The sequence below is a fragment of the Adlercreutzia murintestinalis genome (assembly GCF_943192905.1).
Lineage (GTDB): Bacteria > Actinomycetota > Coriobacteriia > Coriobacteriales > Eggerthellaceae > Adlercreutzia_A > Adlercreutzia_A murintestinalis.
In genome coordinates this window covers 1-25,480 of the sequence record NZ_CALPCC010000002.1, presented here as the reverse complement: position 1 = coordinate 25,480, position 25,480 = coordinate 1, and the positions used below count along the sequence as shown (strand labels likewise).

Below are 25,480 nucleotides of genomic sequence, written 5' to 3'. Positions count from 1 at the left end.
TTCGCCGAACCAGCCGCAACCACCGCGACAGCGCTCAGCGGCCCTTCTGCATCTTGGCGGCAATCTCTTCGGCGGAAAGCTGCGTTTCCTCGAACACGCTCTCGGAGTCAAGATCGAACGCCGTATGCAGCAGCTGCACCGCACGCTGCGCCTCGGCCGCATCGATGACCATGGAGAGCCGAATGGGGCTCGTAGAGATGGCGATGATATTGATATTGTTGGCACCCAACGTGTCGAATGCCTTCGCCGACACACCCGGCGACGACTTCATGCCGGTACCCACCAAGCTGATCTTCGCCACATCCTCTTCCACGTCCACCGACTCCGCGCCGATCTGCGGCACGATGGTCTCGAGCGCCTCCTGCGCGCGCGGCAGGTCAGAGGCTGGGCAGGTGAATGAGATATCCGTAGCGCCATCAAGGGAGGTGTTTTGGATGATCATGTCCATGTTCACCGCCCGAGCGGCCAGCGCAGTGAACACCTTAGCCGCCACGCCCACGGCGTCGGGCACGTGACGCACCGTCACCTTCACTTCGGATGTATCGTGCGCAATACCGGTAATGACGGCTTCCTCCATCTGAGGTTCCTCCTTGATATAGGTGCCAAGGGCGTCGGAAAAGGCCGAGCGCGAATGGATGACCACGCCCCACTTCTTGGCGAACTCGACCGCGCGGCTCTGCAACACGCCGCTGCCAGCGCTGGAGAGCTCCAACATGTCGTCGTAGCTAATCTGGCTGAGCTTGCGAGCGCGCGGGGCCACGCGCGGGTCGGTGGTATACACGCCATCCACGTCGGAATAGATCTCGCACGCATCAGCGCCGATGCCCCACGCCACCGCTACCGCAGTCGTGTCCGATCCGCCGCGCCCGAGCGTGGTGATGTCGCCGTTCGCATCGATGCCCTGAAACCCAGCTACCACCGGCAGTAACCCCGCCGCGAGCGCTTCTAGGATGCGCTCGTTGTGCACCTTCACGATGCGCGCCTTGTTGTGGGTGCCGTTGGTCTCAATGCCCGCTTGACGCCCCGTGAAGCTAATGGCGGGCACGCCCATGGCGTCAAGCGCCAGCGCCAGCAGCGTCATGGACACATGCTCGCCGGTGGACAGCAGTCGGTCCAGCTCGCGCGCAGGCGGGTTGCTGGATACCGCGTTCGCCAACCCCATCAGCTCATCGGTGGTCTTGCCCATAGCCGACACCACGGCCACCACCCGGTCGCCTTGCTCCCGCATGGCAGCCAAACGCTTCGCCACGTTCTTGATCCGCTCGGGCGACGCCACCGAGGTGCCGCCGAATTTCGCAACTATCAGTGCCAAAAGGGCCCTGCCATTCTTCACAATTTGGTCGTATGCGCGCACTATTATAGGCGTGTACGCGGGCCGCTCACAACGCGAAGGAGAGAAATCATGCCAGCCGTCATCACACACGATGAGTTCGGTCGTCAAGTCTATGACAGTCTGTACATGATGATCGGCGAAAGCCGTGACGAATTCCAGGCGTTCTTACTGGGAAACCAAGGTCCTGACGTGCTGTTCTTCGGGGCGTTGCATCCGCGTACGGCGCGCGCCAGCCAGCTGGGGTCGCGCATGCATCGCGAGCAGCCCATTGAGACGCTGGCGGCGTTTCGCGATGCGGTGGATGCCATTCCGCCCGAGGCCCACAAGACCCCCGCCTGCACGCCGCAGCCGCGCACACCGGGCGCGCCCGATGCCAGCGCCCACGATATCGCCCGCGCCTACGTGCAGGGGCTGCTCTGCCATTACCTGCTGGATAGCACGCTTCATCCCTTCATCTATGCGCAGCAGTGGGCGCTTTGCGACGCGGGCGTGGAAGGGCTCGATCGCAGCAGCGCGCACGAAGTGCATGCCGCCATCGAAAGCGAGCTGGACGAGCTGGTGCTCTCGGTGAAGCGGGGACAGACCATTGCCGATTTCGACCCGTCGCGCAAGACGCTCGTGGCCAACGATCATGTGCTCAACATCGTGTCCGCCCTGTATGAGCGCGTTGCGTCGCGCGTTTTCGAAGAATCGCTCCCCGTGGGCGCGTACCGCGTGTCCGCTAAAGCCTATCGCTTGGCGCTACGCGCGCTCTGGTCGCCCACCGGCGTGAAGCGGGCGCTGCTCGGTCGCATCGAGGAAGTGGCGCGGCGCTATTCGTACGTGCGCGCCATGAGCCACCGCAACCATCGCATCGAGCGGTCGCTCTTCGACAACCGCGACCACGACCCCTGGTTCGACGAAGATGCTGGCATGAAACGCACCGAGAGCTTCTGGGATCTGTACGACCATGCGCTCGAAGAGGCCTTCATCGGTGTGCCGGAGTTCGTTACCACCCCTGATCTGGGCGCGTTCTTGCGTCGGGTCACCGAAGGGCGCAACTACAACGGCCAGCTTGCCGAGCCCGTGATCGTCAGCGCGGAAGATATCCGATAGCAGCGCGCAACTACCAGCGAGCCATCGCGCCACGGGAACGAGCGCTCCGGGAGCACCACGGGGGTGCCACGCGCGTCTCTAGTTCTTCAGCAGGATGGTGCTCACGATGTCGGCGGCGTGCTCGGTGGCATCGCAGCACTTCTCCATGCGCTCGTAGATGCGCGACCACACCAGCACGTGCATGATGTCGTCGTTATCCTCTGTGTGTAGGCGCCGCATGGCCTCTTGGTACAGACTGTCGGCCTCTTCCTCATAGGAATTGATATCCACGAGCAGTTGCTTGAACTTCTTGTTCTTCTTGAAATTATGGAACTCGCACATCATATGGTCGAGCGCCTTGACCGACTTCTTGATGAGGCCGGAAAAGCGCAGGGCGTCCTCGGGCATAGTGCGAATGTCGTACACATACATATGACCCAGCACATCGTCGATGTAATCCAGCACGTTGTCTAGCGCTTGGGCCAGCGCAACCACATCCTCCCGATCGAAGGGCGGCATGAAATCGACCGCCGCGGCCGTGAAGATGTCATGGTTGATGTCGTCGCCTTTGTTCTCGAACTCGTGCATCTGCTCCATGGTGTCGGAGTAGCCGCTGGCATCGGTAAACGTACGCATGGCCTCAATGAGCAGATCGGCCTCTTCCACGGCCAGCCCGGTCAACTTCTCGTACGCCTTGAAGTAGTTGAACTTGTTCTTCCCCATTGCGACCTCTCCATTCATGGTTCACAGCCAAAACCAACTCACACGATGATATCAGGGCACGCGCCCGCTGCTCGCACAAGATGGAACTGTGCCCATTCTGTTGCCGTGATTTCGGCGAGCGCCGCTACAGCACCAGCAAGAACAGCTTCGCGAACACGAAGCCCATCAGGCCGCAGCCCGGGAACGTGAGCACCCATGTCTTCACCATGTCGATGGCGATGGACCACTTGACCGCTTTCGGGTTCTTCGCCGCGCCCACGCCCATGATGGCCGTGGTGTTGGTGTGCGTGGTGGACACCGGCAGACCGCCGAATGTGGCCACGATCAGGCTCACGAACGTGGACGAGCTGGCCGCGAAGCCCTGGAACGCCTCCAGCTTCACCATGTCAACGCCCACGCTCTTGATGATGCGCTCGCCGCCGACCGCCGTACCCAGCCCCATGGACAGCGCGCACAGCAGCATCAGCCATACCGGCAGCGACAGCGCGTCGGTGCTGGTGCCCATGCCCGCCGCCATCAAAATGGCCAGCACGAAGATGCCCATGAACTTCTGGCCGTCTTGGGCCCCATGCATGAATGCCACGCCTGCGCCCGAGAGCACCTGCGAGGCACGGAAGAACACGTTCGCGCGTTGGCGGTTCGCGTTGCAAAACACGCGCTTGATGATATGGAAGAACACCCAGCCCAGACCAAAGCCCATCAGCGTGGACAGCAGAATGCCGTAGATGACCTTCACCCATTCAGCCCAGTTGATAGCATCGAAGCTGCCCATGAGCGCTACGGCGGCACCTGTAATGCCCGCGATCAGTGAATGCGATTGTGACGTGGGAATGCCGAAATACCAGGCAACGCTGCCCCACACGATGATGGCCACCATGGCCGCCATCAGCGTGACCAGGGCCTTATGGGAATCGCCGCCGAAATCTATCATGCCGAAGATGGTCTGTGCCACGGCGGGCGAGATGGCCGAGATGACCAAAAGCCCCACGAAGTTGCAGATAGCCGCCATGATGATGGCGCGACGCGGTTTCATAGCGCGCGTGCTGACCGCAGTGGCGATAGCATTGGGAGCATCGGTGGCGCCGTTCACGATGATGACGCCGATATTGAGCAAGGTAACAACCAACAACAGCGGGTTGCGCAGCAGTTCGGTGATAAAGAACGACCAATCCAGGGACACGGCGTGCCTTTCAACGGTTTCATCACGCCAGAATTTTAACATTGAACGAAGCACCGAAGCGGCGTGCCGACCAACGGATCGGTAACGCCGCTAACACAGAAAGCTTCACGCGCCTATTCCGGTTCGTCGCCGAACAGCGCGAAGGTGCGGCGCTCGCCGCCAATGGTGGTCAGCTGATTATGCCCGGGCAGCACCGCCGTATCATCCGGCAGCGCAGCCAGCTTCTTCATGGACGCAGCCATATCCGCAGGCGATCCACCCTCGAAGTCGGTGCGACCCGTGGTGCCCGCGAACAGCGTATCTCCGCTTATGAGCACCGGCAGACCCTCGGGGTGATTCCCGAATTGCGGAATGCAGAACAAGCACATCGACCCCGGGCTGTGCCCCGGCGTTTCGATGACCTTCCACTCCATGTTGCCCACGTGCACCACATCGCCAGTAGACACCGTGCGATCAACCGGGCAGGCGGCCGCGCGCCGCGACGTGCCCACATCGGCCGGGTGCTCGATCAGGGGCGCATCGCCCACGCTGGCAATGACCGGCGCGCCCGTGGCCTCGCGCAGCGCAGCCGCGGCACCCATATGGTCCCAGTGCGCATGCGTGATGATGATGGCATCCAGCGGTGCGCCATCCAACGCCGCCAGGATCTTCTCAGCATCCTGCGACGGATCAACCACGAACGTGCCCGCCCCATCGGAGACGAGATACACGTTGTTCTCAAGCGGCCCCATCACCAGGAAGCGCACGTCCACGCACAGGCCGTTCACCGTTACCAGATCAGTCATATCATATCCTTTCAGGCTGCCGGAGCTTTCTGACCCGGCATCATGCGGCGCGCGTCGAAGACGCCCTCCACCGACGCCAAACCCTTGATCGCCAGATCGATCATGGCCAGGTCGCTCACTTGGAACAAAAAGCGCATCTCCACCAGACCGTCGCGATGCGTGTTGGTGGTGCACGAGATGACGTTGGCGCCCACGTCAGAGAGCACGCGCGTCACATCCAATAGCAGATTCATGCGGTCGAGCGCTTCCACGTAGATCTCCACCTTGAACGTGTCCTGCACGCGCGCGTCGCCCGCCCACGACACTTCGATGATGCGGTCAGGATCGCGCTTGAGGTCAGATGCGTTCGGACAATCGGCCCGGTGCACGCTCACGCCACGGCCACGCGTCACGAAGCCGATGATGTCATCGCCGGGCACGGGATTGCAGCAGCGCGACAAGCGCACCAGCACGTCGTCCACACCCTTCACCACCACGCCGTTGCTGCTATGCGTTTCATGCCGCTTGGGCCGCTTCACCGAGGTCAGCATGGGCAGCTTGCCCACCGTGGAGCCCTCCCCCACCCCTAAAGGCGTGGTCTTCTCGGCCTCGTTCGCGCGGTCGACCAGCAGCTTCAACATGCGATTCGCCACATGCTGTGCGCTCTCCCTGTTGCGCGCGATCTGCACGTACATGTCGTCGGTGTCGTTGAAGCCCATAGCCTCGGCCACCGTCTTCAACGCGCGCACGCTGCGAGCGCTCGAGAGGCCCAGCCCATGCTTGCGCATCTCGCGCATCAGCATGTCGTGACCCTCTTGGCGGTCATCGTCGCGCGTCTGCTTGCTGAAATACCCGCGTATCTTGTTGCGCGCCGAGGGCGTGGCCACCATGCCCAGCCAATCGCGCGAGGGGCTGGCGCTCTTCGACGTCAGCACTTCCACGCGGTCGCCCACGTTCAGCTTGTACGACAGCGGCACGATCTGCCCGTTGACCTTGGCGCCCACGCAATGGTTGCCCACCTCGGTGTGCACGGCGTAGGCGAAATCGATGGGCGTAGCACCCGCGCGCAGCGTCTTCACATCGCCGCCAGGCGTAAATACGTAGACGTCGGCGTTGTCCAGGTCCATCTTCAGATTCTTCAGGAACTCGCGCGAGTCGTCGGCCTCGTCTGACCAGTCGATCATCTCGCGCAACCACGCCAGCTGCGAATCAAGCTCGTCGCGGCTGACACGGCCGCCGCCCTCCTTGTAGCGCCAGTGCGCCGCCACGCCATATTCACTGGCACGATGCATCTCTTCGGTGCGAATCTGCACCTCGAGCGGACGACCCGCCGGGCCCATCACCGTGGTGTGCAAGCTCTGGTACATGTTGTACTTCGGCATGGCAATGTAGTCTTTGAACCGCCCCGGCATCGGACGCCACAACGTGTGTACGGCCCCCAGCGCGCTGTAGCAATCCTTCACCGATTGTACGATGATGCGCACCGCGATCAGATCGTATATCTCAGAGAAGCCCTTGCCCTTCTTCGTCATCTTCTGATAGATGGAATACAGGTGCTTCGGGCGCCCCATGATGCGCGCATCGATGCCCACCTTCTCCATCTCGCCATGCAAAACGCTCACCACATTGCTCAGATATTCCTCGCGCTCAGCGCGGCTGTCGGTGACCATGCGGCTGACTTGCTTGTATTTGTTGGGCTCAAGGTAGAAGAACGCCAGGTCCTCAAGCTCCCATTTCACAGAATTGATACCCAAACGATGCGCGATGGGTGCGTATATTTCCAGCGTCTCGCGGCTCTTAAAGATGCGGCGGTCTTCGCGTAGGCTGGCCAGCGTGCGCATGTTGTGCAGCCGGTCGGCCAGCTTGATGACGATCACGCGAATGTCCTTGCCCATAGCCACCAGCATCTTGCGAATGGTGGCCGCCTGCTCATCGGAGAGCGACCCCACTTCGATGCGCGTGATCTTGGTGACGCCCTCCACCAGCTGGCGCACGTCCGCGCCGAACTCGCGCTCCACATCCTCGGGCGTAACCTCGGTGTCCTCCACCGTGTCGTGCAGAATGGCAGCGCACACCGTTTCCGCATCCATGCGCAGATCGGCCAGGATCTTGGCTACCTCGAGCGGATGGTTGATGAACGGCTCGCCCGATTTGCGCAACTGGCCCGCGTGCGCTTGGTTGGCGAACTCGAACGCGCGCGCCAGCATAGCCTCATCGTCAGGACCCATGTACTCGCCAATCAAGGTGGCAAGCTCGGCGAACACCTCTTCGGGTGCCCTGGGCGGAGTATGTTCGGCAGACACGGCCATGTCCTAACGTCCTTCGCGCTTCGTGTCGGGCGTGATGGGATGCGTGATGCGCACGGTCAAGCGGCCTAAGTCGGCACGCATGGCCCAATCGCGGAAAGCACGGAAGATGCCCAGCTCGTCTAGGCCCTCGCAATAGCGCACCGAATCGGTCAACTCGCACTTCGGCGCGCCAGCGTTCACGCGGATACTGTGCGTGGTCACGCCATTATTATACGTTTCCTGCGTCTCTATCAGGCCTAGTTCGCGAAAAACGGACACGCCGCAGGCGGCAGCCGTGGGTGAAACGATACGGAAACGGTCAGATGCCTGGCGCGCCAGATCGTCGAACGTCAGCTGGAAGGCATCGTGCGGACATTCCTTCTGCAGGCTGCACAAGCAACGGTAGACCTGTGCCATCACGTCGCGGTCAGGCGTCAGATCGGCCAGAATGCCCTCGTTGATGGACACATCGTCGCGCCCGTAGAGCAGGTGTATCCATGCCTCGCGCCCGTCGCGCCCGGCGCGGCCCGCCATCTGGTTGAACTCCACCTCGTTGAACGGCATATGGTAGAGCACCACGTTGCGAATATCGGGAATGTCGATGCCCTCCCCGAAGGCTGAGGTGGACACCAATACCTGAATGTCTCCCCTGCGGAATAAATCCTCAATACGGTTGCGCTCGATACGTGTCAGCCCGGCATTGTAGAAGCCGATCATGGGCGCCAGTTGCGGCACGCGACGGCGCAAGCGCCGCGCCACGCCCACACTCTGCTCGCGCGAGTTCACATAGATGACCGCCTTGCCACCCGATGCCACCAAATGCGCCAGGTAGTCGTCGCGGTTCCTGATGTTGCGCTGGTCGTTCACATGAAGGTTGTCGCGCGAAGCATCGTCCACCACGCGATCCTCAATGGGCAAGGTAGCCTCCACATCGTCGGTCACCTCACCTGGAGCAGTTGCAGTAACCGCCAGCACCACCGGGCCGCCCAGCTGACTGACCACACTGCCCAGCTGGCGGTAAGCGCACCGCTGGCCCGCTTTCGCCAGGCCAATATGGTGCGCCTCGTCCACCACCATGAAGCCGATGCGTCCGGTGTGAGCCAAGCGGTCGGCGTGGAAGGCGAGGTATTCCGGCGTGGTCAGCACCATGTCCACGCTGCCCTCGGCAACGCCCGCATACACCGCTTCGCGCTCGGTCTGGCTGCTCTCGCCGTTCAGCACCGCGCAGCGCAACCCGAAACGGCCCAGTTGGCGCGCCATGTGGAAAGCCTGGTCGGCCATGAGCGCGCGCAGCGGATACACGAACAGGCTGGCCTTATGATGCACGAGCGCCTGCATGGCCGCATACACCTGGAACACCAGCGACTTGCCGCGTCCGGTGGCCATGACCCCCAGCGTGGAGCGGCCCGCTTGCAGCCGATCAAGGATCTGCCGCTGTGCCGGATGCAACTGGCCATTGCCAATAATGGCCGAAATTACCTCAGCCTCGAGCGCCTTCGGATCGCGCGCGCCCAGCTCCTCCCAGAAGGCGCGACCGCGCTCCGATGGCTCCGCTGAGCTGGGGGCCGCATGACGGCGCGCCTGCGTGGTCAGCGCGCAGCCCGCCGCATCCTCCGCCCGCCCAAACAGCTGCTCGAACAGACGGTCGACCTCAGGATCGATGCACGCATGCAGCCCTTCGCATCTGCACGCGGGCGCCAGCGTCTCCAGCATGGCCTTCACGTTGCGCCGACCGCGCCACTCGTCGATCTGCACGTTGAAGGCAGCATCCACCACCGAGTCGTTGTGCAGCAGGTCTTGGATGTTCTGACAGTGGAACAAGATGCCGTTCACGCTGGCACGCCCATCGGTCAACGTGCAGCTGAAATGGTTCTTGTCGGCGCCCACCGCTCGGCAGTTCGCAAGCGTCACGTTGCGCGCCAGGTACAGCGGCACGCGGTTTTCCTGCCCGAACGGCGCTAGCAAGTCGACCATCTGCACCGCAGGAAGCGTCAGCTCGTTCAAGCCCACCAGCGCATCCACTTCCATGATGGGTTGGAACTCGCTTTCGGGCAGCTGGTCCATGTAGGCGGCCAAGCGCTGCGCGAACGCAGGCAGGTTCTTCGCGGGAAGGGTCACCCCCACCGCAGCCTCATGCCCACCGAAGCGCGTGAGCAGGTCGGACGCGCTCTCGATGGCGGCGAACAGGTTCACGTTGCCCACCGACCGGCCACTGCCGCGCGCCTCGTCGCCGCAGATGGTGAACAGCAGCGTAGGTACGCCATACATGCTGACCAAGCGGCTGGCCACAATGCCCTTCACGCCCTCGTGCCACCCCTCGCCCGCCACCACCAAGGCGCGCTGCCCGTCGTAGATCTGCGCAGCTTGTTCCTTAGCAACCTCGGAAAGCTCCGCCTCGATAGCGCGCCGCTTGTCGTTAACGCCTTCCAGCTGGCGCGCCAACTCATAGGCTTCCGGGTAGCTGTCGCACATCAATAGGTCCAAGGCCAACTGGGCATCGCCCATGCGGCCGGCCGCGTTCAGGCGCGGCACCAGCGTGAAGCTGAGTGAAGTCGACGTGATGGCCTTCCCTGCAGCACCGCTTGCCTCGGCCAGCGCCACGATGCATGGCCTCGCTTCCTCGTTCATACGAGCCAGACCATCGGCCACCAAGGCGCGGTTCTCGTCGCGCATCGGCATGAGGTCAGCTACGGTGCCCAGCGCCGCGAAATCCGTGTAGCTGCGCCACAGGTGCGGGAACCCGCGGCGGCTGCCCAATACCTGCACCAATTTCAGTGCCACGCCCGCACCAGCAAGAATGGCACTAGGGCAATCGTCCACCGTCTTCGGGTCGCAGATGGGCACGTCGCACGGCATGAGATTGCCCGCCTCGTGGTGGTCGGTTATCACCACGGGCACTCCATCGGTCACGATGGTCGCCACCTCTTCGGCACACGCGATGCCACAGTCAACCGTGACAATCAGTTCAGGCTGCAACGGCTTCATGCGCTCATAAGCCGCCATCGTAAGACCATAGCCCTCTTCGAAGCGCTTCGGAATGAACGGGGTGGCGCGTCCGCCCAGCGCCCGAATGCCGCGCGTGAGCACGGTGGTGGCAGAGATGCCGTCCAGGTCGAAATCGCCGAACACCACGATGTGCTGGTGTGCGTCGATGGCCGCCTCCACCGCATTGGCCACTGCGGTCATGCCGGGCATGTCGTAGGGATTCAACCAATCACGCTCAAGGGAAGGACGCATGAAGTCCTGCGCTTTCTCGGGCGTATCAAGACCGCGCGCAACCAACGTTGCGGCAATGAAATGTGGCAGATTCAACTGCTGCTGAATGCGCGCAACCGCATCGGACGCGGCGGCGCGTACTTCAAACTGGGCTGGCATGTGCTACCTAACGTGCTCGTTTCTCTTGCGCACGATTGTCGCACATCGCAAGCACACTCGCATGCACGGCAGCCGGTCGTCTTCAAAACTACAGAGAGCATCATGCTCTGCAAGGATGCGCGCAACCATGAGCGCACGACGCCTTCTTCACACCCAGTACCGCATTCAAAACGTAGCTGATGCGAGCAGCCCGGCCGTAACACCCCGCAATGCCACCCAGATCATAGGCATACCGATACCCCATATCGCGCAACTGACACGTCAATTCGTGGCTTTCGCGACCATAATCGGAGACCACGAAGACGCAGATATCCCGATCGGGAAGACAGCGCGAGAGGTCGGCTTGATCCATATGGATGCCACTCTCGAAATGAGACCCACGCTCATCCGACGTGAAATACGCGATGGCCCCCTCAAGCGGATAGCTGATGGCCCTGTGCTGAGGTCGCGTATCGATCAGCCTATAACCACCCAATCTCTCTGCCGCATCGTAGGCAGCCGACAGATCAAGATAGCACGGTGCGGGTATGCGCAACTTGGATTCTTCGGCATAATGGCGTCGCTCAAGGCTTCCCTGGACCGCAAAGACGTCCACCTTGAACGCCACGGCAACGCCAAAGGCAAGCGCACTGCCAAAGAAGATGGCACACACGAAGACCCAGACCAGCCTGGCTACGGGCATCTCGGATGGCACGCTTGACGCGATCGACCACGTCAACACCCCACAAGCAGCCACGATCAACGTAGACACCGCCTGCCGGGCAGCAATGCTGGGATACCTGCGATAGCGAATACGCGCTACCCGCTCGGACCACGTGCGCAAGCTCTCTTGCGCCGCACGCCGCGCTTCCTCATCTGTGGCCGCAACGCACGCATCCACCAGTCGCTCCCGCGCTTCGTGTTCGATCTGCGGATCGCGCGCACCGACCATGCGCCCCGGCTGCGGCGTGAGCAACCACACGATCGCCGCGAAGACCGACACGAGCACGATGGCACCGCCAAGAAGGTGTAGCCATTCCTCCATTACGACTCGCCGTTCTGCGGCCATATGCGCATGAGCTCGACGGCGCTCTTTCGCTCGAAGAGAGGAACCTCGAAGGCATTCCGAGCCAATATGGTGTAGAACCCCTTCACGCCGAAACGGCACACGCCCTTGTTCGTCTGCCGACTCGAATAGATATAGACACCCTCGTCCGTGAACCACTCGAGAGCTTCGGCCAAGAGCTCATGCGGGACCGTATCCAGGTCGAAGTAGAACTCCCGATACCTGATCGGGCGCCCCATGTTCAAGACGATGCGCAAGAGCGATGGCCACCACAGATGCCATCCCGTACCCGCTCCCGGCTCGGGGCGCTCGGAAACCACGACTTTTCCCACTACCAATTCAGGCATCGCTGCTTCACCCTACGATACGGCAAGATCACCGCGGCGGCATATCCGGTATGCGCGCGGAGAATGCTCGCTCCATGCGCGACACGCAGTCCCAGATAGCTGGCAGGTACTCTTCACAGGCGGTAAGGCTGCGTTCGTGCGCATCGGCTTCCGCACGCTGTTCGCTTGCGATGCGCACTGCCTCGTCCTGCGCAGCAGCGGCTTGTTGCAGCGCATCGGCATACTGCTGCTGCATCTGCCTGATCTGCATATCCCGCTGATACAGCTGTTGCGAATACGCAGCCGCGTTTTGCGCTAGTTCCTGCTCGTACAGTTGCGTGAGCGTTTCAAAATGGCTCACCACGTTCTCTACGTCCACGCCGCCGACCCGGCGCTTCTTGAACTCGATCTGAGTGAGATAGTTCTCACCTACAGTTGTCATCTCGATACCCTTCCTTGCGTTTACGCCCAGAATAGAGAGCCAATACGCCACCGGTCAGCGCCATCATCGAGAGCACGCCAAAGACGATTACCATGGCATCTCCGGTCGGCGCCAACCCAGCCGCCGACATCATGTTTCGCAGAGTGGTCAGCGGGGTGAGCGGCTGTGCCGTTCGCTCGACGAACTCCACATGGACCCGATGATCATCGCTTACCTCGGAGAATGTCCACTGGTCGCGCCTACCTTCATAACGCGTGCCATCCACCGTAACGCTGGATACCTGATAGCCTGCATCTGGTTTGAACGTGAACACGGCGCTCTGACCTTCGTTGACCCCCACACGCCCGGACGGCTCGATGCTGCCATGCTCGCCCGCCGTGGCTGTGATGACGAAGTCGTATTCCTCTGAGGGATCGCCCCCTGGCTGCTCGGTGCCGCCCGAGCTTCCGGCAGAGCTGCTGGAAGAGGACCCCGCAGATGAGCTACCCGACGACGAACTACTGCTGCTCGACGAGCTGCTATCAGGGCCTTCCGGCTCCTTCGTAGAGCGGAACTTCGCCGTCAGAAGGCCGCTCGCGTGCGGCTCCAGCGTAGCTACCCCATTGGCGTAATCCAGCTTCGACGGCTCTCGCGCCGCGAAGAAGGAGAACAGACCCGGCTCGCTGTCCTCTATGTACTCAGGCTGGCCGTCCAGCACATAGCCATCCGCAGCCACCACGTTCACCTTCACGCTCTGGCCGTCACGCACCAGCAGGGCGCCTTCCACGCTGTTCGTCGCAGACAGCTGGCCGCCTTCTATCTCAAGGTCCAGGCGCACGGTATGGAAGAGCATCTCCTTGAAGGTCACATGCACCTGCATGGTGCCGTCTATCGCGCGCACCGTGATCTTGCCGCCCTCAACCGAAACCCGCGAAGGATTCACCGCTGTGCCGTTAGCGTAGGTCACCTCAATGGAATCGAAGATGTACCCTGGCTGCGGGCGGCACGTCAACACAGCATCTTGGCCCGCCGCAACCTGCATGGTCGCAGGCGATATGGTGCCGTTCTCGGCCGTAGCGGTAATGGTATGACGATCGACCTGCGGCGTCGCGCCCGGACCGAACACGGCGCTGATCTGCATGCCGTCCTCAATGTCGTAGAAATCCCACGAATACGTGTTCGACGCCACCTTCTGGCGGTACTCGGTCGGGTCGTTGGGATACCTTGTTATGATCTCGGTCAGGCGGTAGCCCTCGTCGGCCCAGAAGTAGACGCGTGCGCCATCATCCAGCACCACATCAACGTTACCCGATGGGCTGAGCGTTCCGTGCGCCACGTTGTCATCCACCCAGATGGAGGCGGTGTCGCGCTCGAATTCCGCATACACCTGCATGCCGCCCTTCAGCTCTACGTTGAAGTCGCCGCCCTTCGGGCGCCCCTCGGCGATATCCTCCTTGCCCTGGGTGCTGATCAGCCACAGATGCGCCAGGCGATAACCCGCATCGGGCTTAGCCGTCAGGTCAACGCTGACCGTGTTGCCCCGCGGGATGCGCATCTCTCCGGAAGGCGATATGAAGCCGCCATCCGAGCACCCGATGGTGGTGGTGTCCAGCGCCCCCCAGATGGCATTCGCGTCCTCGGTGAAGCTGACATTGATGCTGACGCTCTGGGTCAGGATATCGCCTGGCAAGGGCAAGCTGTAACCATACACGGCATCTCCGTCGCCCCCGCCGAGCGTCTGGTCGCTGATCAGCGGCAGATCGTCTTTCGTGTACACCTTGACCAATTCTCCGCTGGTGGTCACGATGCGCACCTCGTCCAGCGTATACCCGTCGTTCGGATAGATGCTGAACGTATAGGGCGTGCCCTTCTTGATGCGCACGTTCGGCGGCATCACCAGACCGCCCAAAGCGCCCTCGGGCTCGTCCTCTAAGGGACTGGCCACTGCTGCACCCGTCGCCTCGCTGGCAGCCTCGTCTGCCTGGTCTGCCGCCTGATCGGCTGCCGCGCGGCTGCTTCCTGCCGCAGCGCCCACCACACCAGCAGGCGTCGTATCGCTCAGCGTTTGCGGCACCGCACCCAGCATCGATGCCTCACGCGGACCGCTCTGCTCGGTGGATAGCGGTACCGTGCCCGACTGCATGGCCGCCGCGCTGCGCTTGCTGATGGATGTGTTCACCGAAACCGTGATGTCGATGTACTCATCATCGTCGTCAGCTGGGGTGAACACGATCTTGATGGGGTGATCCTCTGCTTTTTGATAGGGCAGCTCCACGCTCACCGATTTCGGGTTGCCCTCACCGCCGAAAGAGATGCCTTCACATAGGACCCTGTTTATCACATAGCTAGGCTTAGCGGAGATGCGAAGCATAGACGGCGAGGTGCCCTCTACGACCCTGATAGGGCTATCGGTAGTCTCCCATGGGCTGCCGTTGAGCTGGAAATCACCATTACTGGGACGCTGCGCGGTCACAAAATAGTCGGTATAGCCCGCGAACTGCACGCAGATGACCATGTCCTCCAACGCACGCGTGTGTATCTTCCAGCCGTCTTCCTCGTTGCCGGAAAGATCGGATGCAAGATCGGTCTGCACGGTGCCATCCGCCGAGATCAGATACGCCCGCACCACCGTGCGATACGGACCGCCCTTCAAGCTCACCTCGGCCATGCTGCCGCGCTTGACGCTGGTGGAGGCCACCACCACCTTGTCGCCAGTATCGGTGCTTGCCGCATTGCTGGTGCCGGTGCCGGTCTGGGCCAAGGTGACCCCATCGCCATCCACGATGCGCGCCACCACAGCATAGGCGGGAAGATCCGCACCCTGCGCGCTGGCATGGCACACGAATCGCAACCGCGTGTTTGCGGTCATCTCGTCAACAAGGCAGGTGCTCCCGATCATGGGAGGCCCCGCCTGCCAGGTAGCACCGCCATCGGTAGACACTTCCGTGCGCAGGGCCTCATGGCTGGTGCTGGCGAACACCACGCTGACGCCCGACCCCCGCATCAAGCCTTCCAGGCGCACCGATGCCCCCGGCGCAGCACTGACAGACGACGCATCGCGCAGCGTTCCGGTCGCAGAGATGCTCACATCGCTCGTCAAGGGCGCGCCCGCTTCATCGCAGGCCATGGCCTCGAAGGTCACCGGAGCGGCATCCGGGTCGCTCTCCGTTCGCTGGAAGGCGACCACCATCTGGTAGCTGCCGCCCGCCTGCAACAACCCGGTCAGCGAGAGTGCGCTGGGCGAGGTCAGCGCCTGCGCCGGATAGGAGAACACCTCACGGTCCAGAGCGTCGGTCACCACAACGCTGGCAACCTTGTAGCCTGCGCTCGGCACCATGACATAGCGGATGTCTGCCGGGTTGCCCCACGCATCAGCCATCGACCAGGTCTTCGTGCCAACAGGGCTCACCTGACCGCCCGTGCCCTCAACGCGTGCCGACACCTGCACCGTATCGCCATTCTGGAACATGAGCGCATAGCTGCCAAGCCCTTTGCCGCCATCCTTCGGAATGATCACATAGAAATGCTCCACCCCGTCATCGTCGGTCTCGCTGACGGCTTGCAACCCGTTGCCCGCATAGACGGTGGTGCGCCCATCCTCGAACGCCACTGCCTTGGCCGCGCCCTGCTCGATCAGGGCCGCCTCATCTGCGGTGATGGAGAATGCTACGGAATCGATGGACTTCACGCAGCCTGCGATGCCCGACACGCTCAGTTGCCAGGTGTGGCTCAGCGCGAAGCCGCCCGCCACCCCCGCGAACGCATCCAGCACGGCCTCATCCTCGATGGGGCTCGCGCAGACGAGTTCGGACCCTTTCAAGAACACGCCGGTGATGCGCGCATCAAAATCGTACGGGTCGCTGCCCTGCGGCGCATACAGCACGGTAAGGTAGTTATTGCCCACCACCACGGTCATGGTGGTCTCGGCTTGCTCGCCAGTGCTGGGCTTCACCGCGGTCACCGTGAAACGGTACTCCCGCTGATCCTGCAAGCCCTCATTGCTGCCAGCCACGATCTGACTGCCCAAGGGAAGCACGATCTCCTTGTTCTCAGCAGCGTTCAAGGTGCCGCTGATGCCGAAAGGCTCATCGGCGGACCCACCCACCAGATGCACCGGCTCGAAGGGTTCTTCGCTGCCTGCGGGGCGGCTCTCCGCATGCCAGGTATAGGTGATCCTCTCGGCTGCGCCCACCACATGAGCGCTCAGCGAGGCCCACGAAAGCTCGTCCAACGTGCCCGAAATGCTATCCAACGTGCGCTGGAGCGAGAAGGGGCTGGTGTCCCCGTAGTAGGCATACACGCTGGTGGACATGGTGGTCTTGTCCCCCGGGGTCTGGCTGCCCGGGTTCTGGATGACGCTCTGGTCCATGCCCCACTCGGCCTTGTCGCCGATGATGTCCCCGGTCGAATAGCTCACATCCTGCTCGTCAGGCCCTGTCACACCCGCAGCACCAGGAACGGCATAGGCGGGTGCAGCCATGCCCATAATGAGCAACGCGCACATTGCACACGATATGATCCTTTTGAGAAAACCGTTCATAGCGCTACCTCATCAGCTGCCTCTCAGTGCTCCCCAGCATGAAATCGCCCATTCCCTTTACGTGCCTGGCCCCAACCTGGCCCGATCAGTTGGCCACATTGATGACCAGCTTGGCCGCCGCCGTGCCCACTTCCTCTTCCGAGTCGGGATCAAGGGCATGGAACTCGGCGGTGCACTCGTAGGTGCCCGCATCCAGATCCGTGGAGAGCTTGTCCGATTGGATGTGATAGTTCGGTTCAAGGATGCCGCTCTCGTAGATGGTCTCACCTGTGTCGTCCCGCTTGATGTCAACTTGCATCAGATACCGGTTGCCTGGCACGTTCTCTATGCGCAGGTCGCCTTCCGAGGTGCCATCTTCGAAGGTGACGTTGGACGATATGGATATGTTGAACATGCCCTCGTCCACAGCGCGGTTCAGCTCGGCGACGATCTCTTCTTCCGTCTTGCCTTCCAGCTGGCCGAGCGTACCGGCGCGCCTTCCTTGCTCGTCGTTCCCGCCGAGCAAGATGAACGCCAACACTATCGCCAGGATGATGGCAACCAAGGCCACCACGATGCCGATCCAGAAACCGGCGCCGCGACGACGCTTCTTCTCCTCCGGGGGCTGCTGTGCAGACCCCGGCGCTGCAAAGCCCGGCTGCGGGACGGGCTGCGGCGCCTGACCTCTTTGCGCCATCTGCGGCGCGGCCATGTTCGCCTGCTGCCCTACCGGGTAGTGCGGCGCACCGTAGGCGCCTGACGGCGACACGGGGCGAGGGTTGCCAGCATCCTTGCGATATTCATTTGCCATTTCGGGGGTGCATCCTTACACTCGTTGCGATGGGAGCCAGCCGCCAAGGCCCATGGCCACAGGGGCCAGCTCCCGCTCTTCAGGGCATCTGGAGCGGCGCAACCGCCAAGAAGCTGCCGCTCCGGTGCCTGCTACTTCGCCTTTATGGCGCCATTCGACAGAGCGTCGAACAGATGAAGCTCTTTTTATGCCGTCGCCTTCGCGATGGTGTAGGTCATATCGAACAGTTTGTCAGCCAACTCGGTCTGATCCTGGATGCTGCCAGCATCAGAAGTGCTAACAAAGGACTTGCCAACGATATCAAAGCCAGCAGAAGAGCCCTCGGCGATGGTCAGACCAAAGTTGGTGTAGCCGCTCGTAGTCGCAGTTGCCAGGTCGATCTGCTTCGCACCGGTGGTGAACAGCATCTTCATGGTCTTCGTCGTGGTCAGGGTCGTACCCGTTGCCACAGCACTCCACGTGACTTTACCATTCGTGTTCATCTTCGCATTGACATTGGTGACCTCGACGGTGTTCTTGCCGGTGTTCTTGATGTAGTAGTTGCTCGGCGTGATGATGGTCTGCTCAGTGTTGCCCGAGGGGTTGATCACCACATAGACGCCCAGCGGCACTGCAGCCGACACCTGGTTCTCTGACTCGCTGGCGGACTTGTCGTAATAGGCCAGAACGTCCGTGCTCATGGTAGGCTTGTCAGCGTTCGGGTCCGTAGAGCCTTGAACGGCATGGTCCTGCTTGTCGCCGGTCGCATCGCCAGCCAGGCCGGGGTCAGCGAATGCCGGCATAGCGGTGCCAATGGCCAGAGCTGCGGATACTGCTACGGTGCCGAAGATCTTCGTCATCTTCTTCATGGTCATTTCCTCCTTGTATCGATGTGACCATTTCTCTATATCAAAAGGTTCCCTACCCTTTGATACCTCTCTGTGAAGGCTCGGCTTCGCTTCATGCCTGCCTTCGAGCGGATGCGCCTTGGCGCTTCCTGGATGCGATCGCATCCTGTTCAGTACGGCCGCTCGGGTCTTGGTGCGGCCCCGAGCGATGCGCCCCTGGGTGAGGGCGCATCCCCCGTCTATCTGCGGGCTGGCCCCATGGGCACGCACTGCCTTTGACCAGCCCTGCGCTCTCCAACGGAGAGCAAGGGCGTTTCCCAGTTGAATGGGGATTCAGCAATAGGAAACGCCGTTGCTCGCCGTTGGCGCGCATGCGCTTGTGCGCTCGCCTAGCCCAGCACCTCCAAGTTCACCTTTGCGGCAGCCTGGCCCGTCTCTTGGAACGTGTCGGGGTCGAGCGCCGTGAACATAGCGGTGGCCTCATAGCTGCCCGGATCAAGATCGCGGGTCAACGTGATGTTCTCTATGTATTGGTTCGGCTGCAGAACACCGCTCTCGTAGAGCACATCGCCCGTTTCATCCTCGGTGATGGTCACCTGCATGTTGTAGCGGTTGCCCGGTACGTTCTCGATGTAGGCGGTACCGTTCGAGGTGCCATCCTCGAATTCGATCACGCTGGCGATGGAGATGTTGAACATGCCCTCTTCCACCTTGCGATCCAATTCGGCGCGCATCTCTTCCTCGGTCTTGTAGGGCGCCTGGCCGCTTTGCGCGTTCGTATCGAAGGGATTGTTGCCGTTGCAGGCGAACAGCCATATCAGAAGCCAGATGATCAGCGCCACGATGAGCACCAGCAGCACCACCAAGATGGTGCGCTTACGGCCGTTCTTCTTGGGGTCCTGGCCTTCGGGTTGCCCCAAAGCAACGTTCGGCGTGCCCGTGCGCGGCTGCACCGGCGCTTGCGGCTGCACCTGCACGCGCGGTCGCATAGGTTGGTTCGGAGCCTGGTTCATGTCGTTGTTGTTCGTCATCGGTATCCTCTTACTCGTGTCTTTCTACTTGCGTCTTTCCCTTATCTGCTAGCGCTGGGCACTCTGCTCAGCGCATGAGCAACATGCGTGGTCCCTATTCGAACCATTCGCCCCACCAGGTCTGCGTGGCGCTGCCGAAAGCGTATTGGTGCGCGTCGGCTTCGTTGAGCATCTGCAACTGCCATACGATCTTGCCCAGCTGTTCGCCCTTGCCACCGCCTTCCTCTTCGCTCTCGGTAAGGTTGAAGGTCTCTCCGTCAACCTCGTCTTGCGTCAAGGTGCGCAGGGTGTCCGCCAGGCACAGGCCCAGCTTGCCCACGGTGGTGCTCTGATCGATGCTGTTGGTGCCCTCTATCATGCACAGCTGTGCTGAGATCGCGCCGCCGGTGTAGGAGAACTCGTGAGCCTTGTCGTAGGCTTCGGTCTCGTCGTTGGTGGACCAGTAATCCCGCTCGAAGTAGGGGAAGCGGAACGCAGTAGCTGCCATATCGTCTTCGGTGGGCGCAGCGCCGCCATCCTGCGTGCGGAACAGCTTCGCGAACGCCTCTGCGTCTGGCGCAGACGTTGCGCTGACCGCCAGTGCGCGAGCCGTGCTGGACTGAAGCTGCACGAACTGAGCCGCCTCCATGCTGCCGCTCGCATCCGTCTTCAGATTGAAGCGGGCAGCATCGGTGGCTGCGGTGCCTTGGATGGTGGCACGCCAGCCTGCGACCAGCTTCACCGTAACGTCGCCCGTAACGGGCAGCCTGTCAGCTGGCAGCAGCTTATCGGCGGTCACGGTCAGGTAGCCATCGCTGCCCTCACCCGTAGCCCCGGCGAAGCTGAACGTCGTTGGTGCGCTAGCGCCTTCGCCTGATGCCGCTTCCAGGTCGACCTTAGCGTTGGCATCGCTGGCGCTCGGGTCGCTTTCCGGCAGATACCAGCTGGTCATCATGTGGCCCGCAATGCCCTCCGCAACGCTTCCATCCTTCATCTGGGTCGGTATGGTGGCCGTGGTGGCCGGTAGCTTCACCGACACCTGACTCAGGTCGTCAGAGCTGGTTGTCTCGGGCAGGCGCACCGTGTAGGAACCCGTGCTGCTGGCATCCGGTCCTGCATAGTCGTATTGCTGAGCCGCGTCCGACGCATCGGCATACTGGTACAGCTCGATGGTCATGTCGTGCAGTGCCACCGAACGGAACACTGCGTAGTAGGTCTTCGCCGAGTCGACCGTGCGCTGATCCATCGGCGTTACGGCCGAGGGGTTGTTCGGATCCGCTGTCATCGGGATGACGTCCGCGTCTACCTCCGCATTGGCCTGTTCGGTCCAGCCTTTGAAGTAATAGGCATGGTCGTTATCCCACGGTTTCTGAGGCGTGCCCACCCGGTTCTTGAAGTCGTCGGACTCCATGAACTCGGGGTACGGCGTGCCCGCATTGATGTCCTCTGCATACAGCGTGGTGGCATTGCCTTCGCTGTCCTTGACGTGCTCGTTCACAAAGGTGATCGGGAACGCATCGGGGTCGTTGAAGCTGACCTTGAACTCAACGTTGCCGAACACGCCCGGAAGTATCTCCGCCACATAGGCGCCCTTGCCATCGTTGGCGCTCGCATCCCATACCGGCATGGTCACCTTGGTAGGCTGCACATACATGGCCGCCTTGACCGTCGTGCCCTTTGAAGTGCCATCATCTGGGCCGGGTGCCGCCCCTGGCGAGTTCGGTGGCTCAGGATACGCGTCCTCCACCTTCACGCCATTGACCGTTACCTCCCACGTCGGGTTGGCCTTCCAGCCCTCGGTAGGCTCAGCGGTGATCACCACCTTCGTGCGCTCCGTGGAACTTTCCGGATAGGCGCTGTAGTAGTGCTTCGGACCCTCTTCGGTGGTGGTGGCCTCAGGTTCAAGGATCTCCACCTTGGAATCCAGCACGTGATGTTCGTCCACTGTGCTGCCGTTGGCCTCGGCCGTCACTTCGTACTGACGCGGAGCGCGCGTGTACACCGCGTAGTAGGTCTTGTCGCCCTTCACGATGCTGGCCTCAAGTTCCTCCATGGGAATGACGTCCGCGTCGATTTCCGGGTTCTCTTCCTCGGTCCAACCCTTGAACGTATAGGTGTAATAGGCGTCATCCGGGCGGGTCGGGTTCGCGTCTGGCATGATGGTGGAATCCACGAGCTCTACGAATGTTGCCGGACGTATATCACCTTGTCCAAACACCCACTTAAGAGTTGACCATACCTCATCTTGGAGCACATATGTACCGGTATATGTAGCCCAATAGGGATACTTCGTCTTCTCGTTCGTTGGATAGTACTGGGCGTACGGCTTGATATTTCCGTCACCATCAAGGCCGTCATAGTTCTTGAAATTAACCTGATGCCGATACACTTTCAAGTGATCAATGGAGATTTCCAAATCTCCCCGTATATTTCCAGGGAGCGTGAGCCTCCAACAGTTGTTCTCGCTATCCCATTTCTTAGACAACCCACCAAGATCTAATTCGATGTATTCGTCAGAGCTTTCATCGCGAGTTGGGTCATAATCTGGATGGGTCGGATCATAATCCTTGGAATAAGGGTTACTTATTTTATCGTATACATAGCTGGCGTTGAACCGGAACCTATTAGGATCGAAGCCTTCGAAAATATCGGCAGAATAGGTGATCACGATCTCTGTTTGCTTGTTATACGTATACGTCTCACTTTGAGGCTCGGTCACCTGCCAATTATCTGCACCCTTTTCAAATAATTGGTTCTTGATCGTGCTCTTATCAACCGCGCTTTGATCATAGGCATCTAAGAAGTCGTATTCTAAATGGATGCCCATATCACTATCTGTCGTGATGCTGTACGTTGCCTCCTTGGGGAAGCTGGGCTTGAACGTGATATCGCCCAAGACGCCCTTCTGGATGTCCGTTGTCCAGCTCTTGGTATTCGCGTTGTACACGGGCGTGCTTATCACGGTGCCGTCGTTTTCGTGCTCGGCATCGATGGTGAAGGTGGTGGCACCCTCGCCTTCGCCCACCGTTACTTCCCAGACCACATCCTGCACAGAGTAGCCACGTTCGGGCTGAGCCATTATGGTGACCGTTCCCGCCTTCGTCTCTTCGCTACTGGTGGGCACGAACGTATAGGTCGCCGGGCTCACGCTTGGGCCCCACTTGGCAACATCGAGGTCTTCGCGCACATTGTCGCCTTCAGCGGTCACATCTATGGCGACGTTGTACGACCTGCCCTCCGTGAAGGACACGCGGAAGTCGATCGCGCCCAGCGTGCCTTGCAGGATGGTGCACGTCCAGGTGCCCGTATCGCTGTTGTAGACCGGCTTGGTCACCTTGCCATCGCCAGGCACGGTGTCTGTGCTGGTGCCGAACTGGTATTTGGTGTAGCCATCGTTCTCGGCGCTGCCGGTGCCATCGTCGATCCAAAGCTCCCACGTAGCAGCATCCTTCGCATAGCCATCCACTGGGTCGGCCGCAAGCTCCACCTCGGTGGTGTCGGTGCCATCACCTGTTGGCGTTGGGTAATAGGCGTACTTGTGATTGCCCTCAGCATCCACCGGCCTGACTACCTGAACGCTGCTGACCTCTTCCCCGTCAATCTGGTTCACCTTGTAGTTCTGCACGCCCGTAGCGGTGATCTGGAATTCAGAGACTTCGTTGAAGCTGGGCACGAATTCCACCGAACCGGCAAAGCCAGCCTGGATCTGGGCCGTCCAGCTTACGTTGCCCGCGGTATCGGTGACCAGCTGGGGCTTGGTAACGGTGGGCGCGTGCATGGCCGCCTTCACCACAGTGGCGGCGCTGCCGTCGCCGGAGCCGGTATCGCTGCCGTCGCCGGAACCGGAGCCAGTGTTGCCACCTTCGCCACCGTCGCCGTCGCCGGTGGCGCCTTCGCCCGGATCATCCGAGTCGGCCGTATAGGTGATCTCATAACCACCAGCATCGTTGCCGCCATTCACCTTGATGACCCAAGAGGCCTTCGTGGTGTAGCCATCGTTGGGCTTGGCATCAATGACCACGTGCGTGTCCTGAGCAGGATCGTACGTATAGGTGTAGGTGTTATCGGCACCCTCAACGATGGTCGGCGCGCTCGAGCTTGGCGCCACGCTTGCGCTTTGCGCATGCTGGCCAGTCGATGCGGACACAGCGTAGGCATCATGGTCGGCAAACGATGCCGTGAACACCACCGGGCCAAGCGTACCAGCCAAGATGGTGGCCGTGCAGGTGCCCTTGGTATCGGTGCCGAAGGTTATCTGATCGCTAGTAGCAGCAACGCCGTTGACCGTGGCAGACCATGCTGCGTTGCCCGTATATCCAATGGCCGGAGTCGCTTTCAACGAAACGGTCTTCTCGGTGTTGAATTCGTACTTGTTGTCGTCAGCAGGTTGAAGTTCAACGCTCTGTGCATGATCTCCGCGCTCTGTTGAAATATCATACGAAGCAGCACTGCCGAACGATACCGTGTATTCAAGCGCGCCGCTTATCCTGCCTCCGCCAACAATGGCTGCAGTCCATTTACCCGGAATGACGTTATTACTGGCATCCTTGGCCGGCACTGGTCTAAGCAGCCCGTTTTCACCGAAACCGCTGGTTATAGGAGTACCGTCGAGCTTAACGCTCCAGGTGGCATTGCTTATATCGTATCCGTCGATCGGCTGTGCCTCCAGCGTAATGATCAGATTGCCGCTTTCGTCAACATTGCCATCATCGGCGGTATAGTCGCCCATGTTGAACTTGTAATTCTGAGGGTCGACGTTCAGGCTGCCTTCCTTCACATGGCCGTTTGCGGCAGCTTCAATTGTTATGCCATATTCCTTCGGCGTGTCGAAACGCACACGGAAATCTATATCGCCGTAGGTGCCGGGGTTAATGCTTGCAGTCCAGCCGACAACATTGCCGTCCTCCATCACTGGCTCAGGCTCTGTCACCTTGCCTGTGCCTGCTGCTCCGAACTCGTATTTGTTGTAACCGTTATCGTCGGTATCTTCGTTTTGGACGCCGTCATGTATCCAAAGCTCCCATGTGCCAGCAGCCTTATTCCAGCCGCTAATGGGATCGGCTTTCAGGGACAGCGACGTAGTGCCCGTCGTCGGCTGGAACGTATATTTTGTTTTTGCAGCCTCGTCTGCGGGAGCGGGCGCGGTTACCTCAACGCTTGCGTTTGCCGCGTGCGACACCTCGCTGGCCGTCAGGCTATAGGTTGCGCCTTCGGTAAACGACGGACGGAAGTCAATTTCTCCGTAAGTGCCGGGGTTGATATCTGCCGTCCAGTTGTCGTCAGCTTCGTTGTATACGGGCTTGGTTACCTTTCCTGAGCCATCTTCCGGAACATCCAGCTTCTTGAACCCGTTTGCATCTACGCCTTCGGTTGAGCCGTCCTTGATCCAAACTTCCCAGCTGCCTTTGGCTTTATCGTAGCCTGAAGCCGCATCAGCGTTCAGCGTTACTGTGGATACGTTTCCGCCTGCCGGTTTAAACGTATATGTCTGTGGTTCAACACTTGCGTTGCTCGCGTTTGCGCCTGCGGTTGCGCTTAAGTTATAGGTCTCCCCAGGTTCATCTTCGAATTCAGGCGTATAGGTAATATTGCCTGCAACGCCACGACCTATCCAGCCATGGTATGCTTGATAAGTGGATGTGCTCATATCCGCATTCGGCACGGTCTGGATAAGTGTTGCTCCCATAGATCCCTGAGGAGCTTTATAGCCGTATTCCCAGCCTTCAACTTTCCAGCCTTTAAGCTTATATTTATAGCCTGGCGCCAATCGAAGATGAATCTCTA

Annotated in this window: 15 protein-coding genes; 1 reads left to right on the top strand and 14 read right to left on the bottom strand. The window is 60.7% G+C overall.

Going from position 1 to position 25,480, the window contains the following annotated elements; translation table 11 throughout:
* Positions 1-34: 34 nt before the first annotated feature.
* Positions 35-1,312, bottom strand: coding sequence for an aspartate kinase (locus NFR19_RS00585; RefSeq protein ID WP_251211837.1), 1,278 nt, complete (start codon positions 1,310-1,312; stop codon positions 35-37).
* Between the two features lie 90 nt (positions 1,313-1,402).
* Here NFR19_RS00585 and NFR19_RS00580 point away from each other — a divergent pair, with 90 nt between their 5' ends.
* Positions 1,403-2,428 carry a peptidase gene (locus NFR19_RS00580; RefSeq protein ID WP_251211836.1) on the top strand — a complete coding sequence of 342 codons (1,026 nt, stop codon included), beginning with the start codon at positions 1,403-1,405 and terminating at the stop codon, positions 2,426-2,428.
* A 78-nt stretch (positions 2,429-2,506) separates the two neighbouring features.
* Here the strand turns inward: NFR19_RS00580 and NFR19_RS00575 are convergent, their stop codons facing one another.
* From NFR19_RS00575 to NFR19_RS00515, 13 genes are all read right to left on the bottom strand, one after another.
* Positions 2,507-3,130 (bottom strand): DUF47 domain-containing protein, encoded by a 624-nt coding sequence (locus NFR19_RS00575; RefSeq protein WP_251211835.1) that lies wholly within the window; start codon positions 3,128-3,130, stop codon positions 2,507-2,509.
* Between the two features lie 124 nt (positions 3,131-3,254).
* On the bottom strand, positions 3,255-4,310 hold the full coding sequence (locus NFR19_RS00570) for an inorganic phosphate transporter (RefSeq protein ID WP_251211834.1): 1,056 nt from the start codon (positions 4,308-4,310) through the stop codon (positions 3,255-3,257).
* Between the two features lie 113 nt (positions 4,311-4,423).
* On the bottom strand, positions 4,424-5,095 hold the full coding sequence (locus tag NFR19_RS00565) for an MBL fold metallo-hydrolase (RefSeq protein ID WP_251211833.1): 672 nt from the start codon (positions 5,093-5,095) through the stop codon (positions 4,424-4,426).
* A gap of 11 nt (positions 5,096-5,106) precedes the next feature.
* The gene (locus NFR19_RS00560) at positions 5,107-7,377 is read right to left on the bottom strand and encodes a RelA/SpoT family protein (RefSeq protein ID WP_251211832.1); all 2,271 of its coding nucleotides are present in this window, start codon (positions 7,375-7,377) and stop codon (positions 5,107-5,109) included.
* 9 nt (positions 7,378-7,386) lie between these two features.
* Positions 7,387-10,737, bottom strand: coding sequence for a single-stranded-DNA-specific exonuclease RecJ (gene recJ / locus NFR19_RS00555; RefSeq protein ID WP_251211831.1), 3,351 nt, complete (start codon positions 10,735-10,737; stop codon positions 7,387-7,389).
* A 100-nt stretch (positions 10,738-10,837) separates the two neighbouring features.
* Positions 10,838-11,761 carry a hypothetical protein gene (locus NFR19_RS00550; protein ID WP_251211830.1) on the bottom strand — a complete coding sequence of 308 codons (924 nt, stop codon included), beginning with the start codon at positions 11,759-11,761 and terminating at the stop codon, positions 10,838-10,840.
* Positions 11,761-12,129: a hypothetical protein gene (locus tag NFR19_RS00545; protein WP_251211829.1), complete on the bottom strand. Its 369-nt coding sequence runs from the start codon at positions 12,127-12,129 to the stop codon at positions 11,761-11,763. The genes NFR19_RS00550 and NFR19_RS00545 overlap by 1 nt, the downstream gene beginning before the upstream one ends.
* Before the next feature lie 28 nt (positions 12,130-12,157).
* Entirely contained in the window at positions 12,158-12,550 is a 393-nt protein-coding gene (locus NFR19_RS00540) for a hypothetical protein (protein ID WP_251211828.1), read from the bottom strand.
* Positions 12,534-17,033, bottom strand: coding sequence for an InlB B-repeat-containing protein (locus NFR19_RS00535; RefSeq protein WP_251211827.1), 4,500 nt, complete (start codon positions 17,031-17,033; stop codon positions 12,534-12,536). The genes NFR19_RS00540 and NFR19_RS00535 overlap by 17 nt, the downstream gene beginning before the upstream one ends.
* Before the next feature lie 121 nt (positions 17,034-17,154).
* Positions 17,155-17,859, bottom strand: coding sequence for a hypothetical protein (locus tag NFR19_RS00530; protein ID WP_251211826.1), 705 nt, complete (start codon positions 17,857-17,859; stop codon positions 17,155-17,157).
* Between the two features lie 185 nt (positions 17,860-18,044).
* Complete coding sequence (locus tag NFR19_RS00525) at positions 18,045-18,713, bottom strand: hypothetical protein (protein ID WP_251211825.1); 669 nt, start codon at positions 18,711-18,713, stop codon at positions 18,045-18,047.
* Between the two features lie 362 nt (positions 18,714-19,075).
* Positions 19,076-19,717, bottom strand: a complete 642-nt coding sequence (locus NFR19_RS00520; RefSeq protein ID WP_251211824.1) for a hypothetical protein — start codon at positions 19,715-19,717, stop codon at positions 19,076-19,078.
* 94 nt (positions 19,718-19,811) lie between these two features.
* A complete protein-coding gene (locus tag NFR19_RS00515) occupies positions 19,812-25,382 on the bottom strand; it encodes a hypothetical protein (RefSeq protein WP_251211823.1) in 5,571 nt (1,856 codons plus the stop codon).
* Positions 25,383-25,480: the final 98 nt, after the last annotated feature.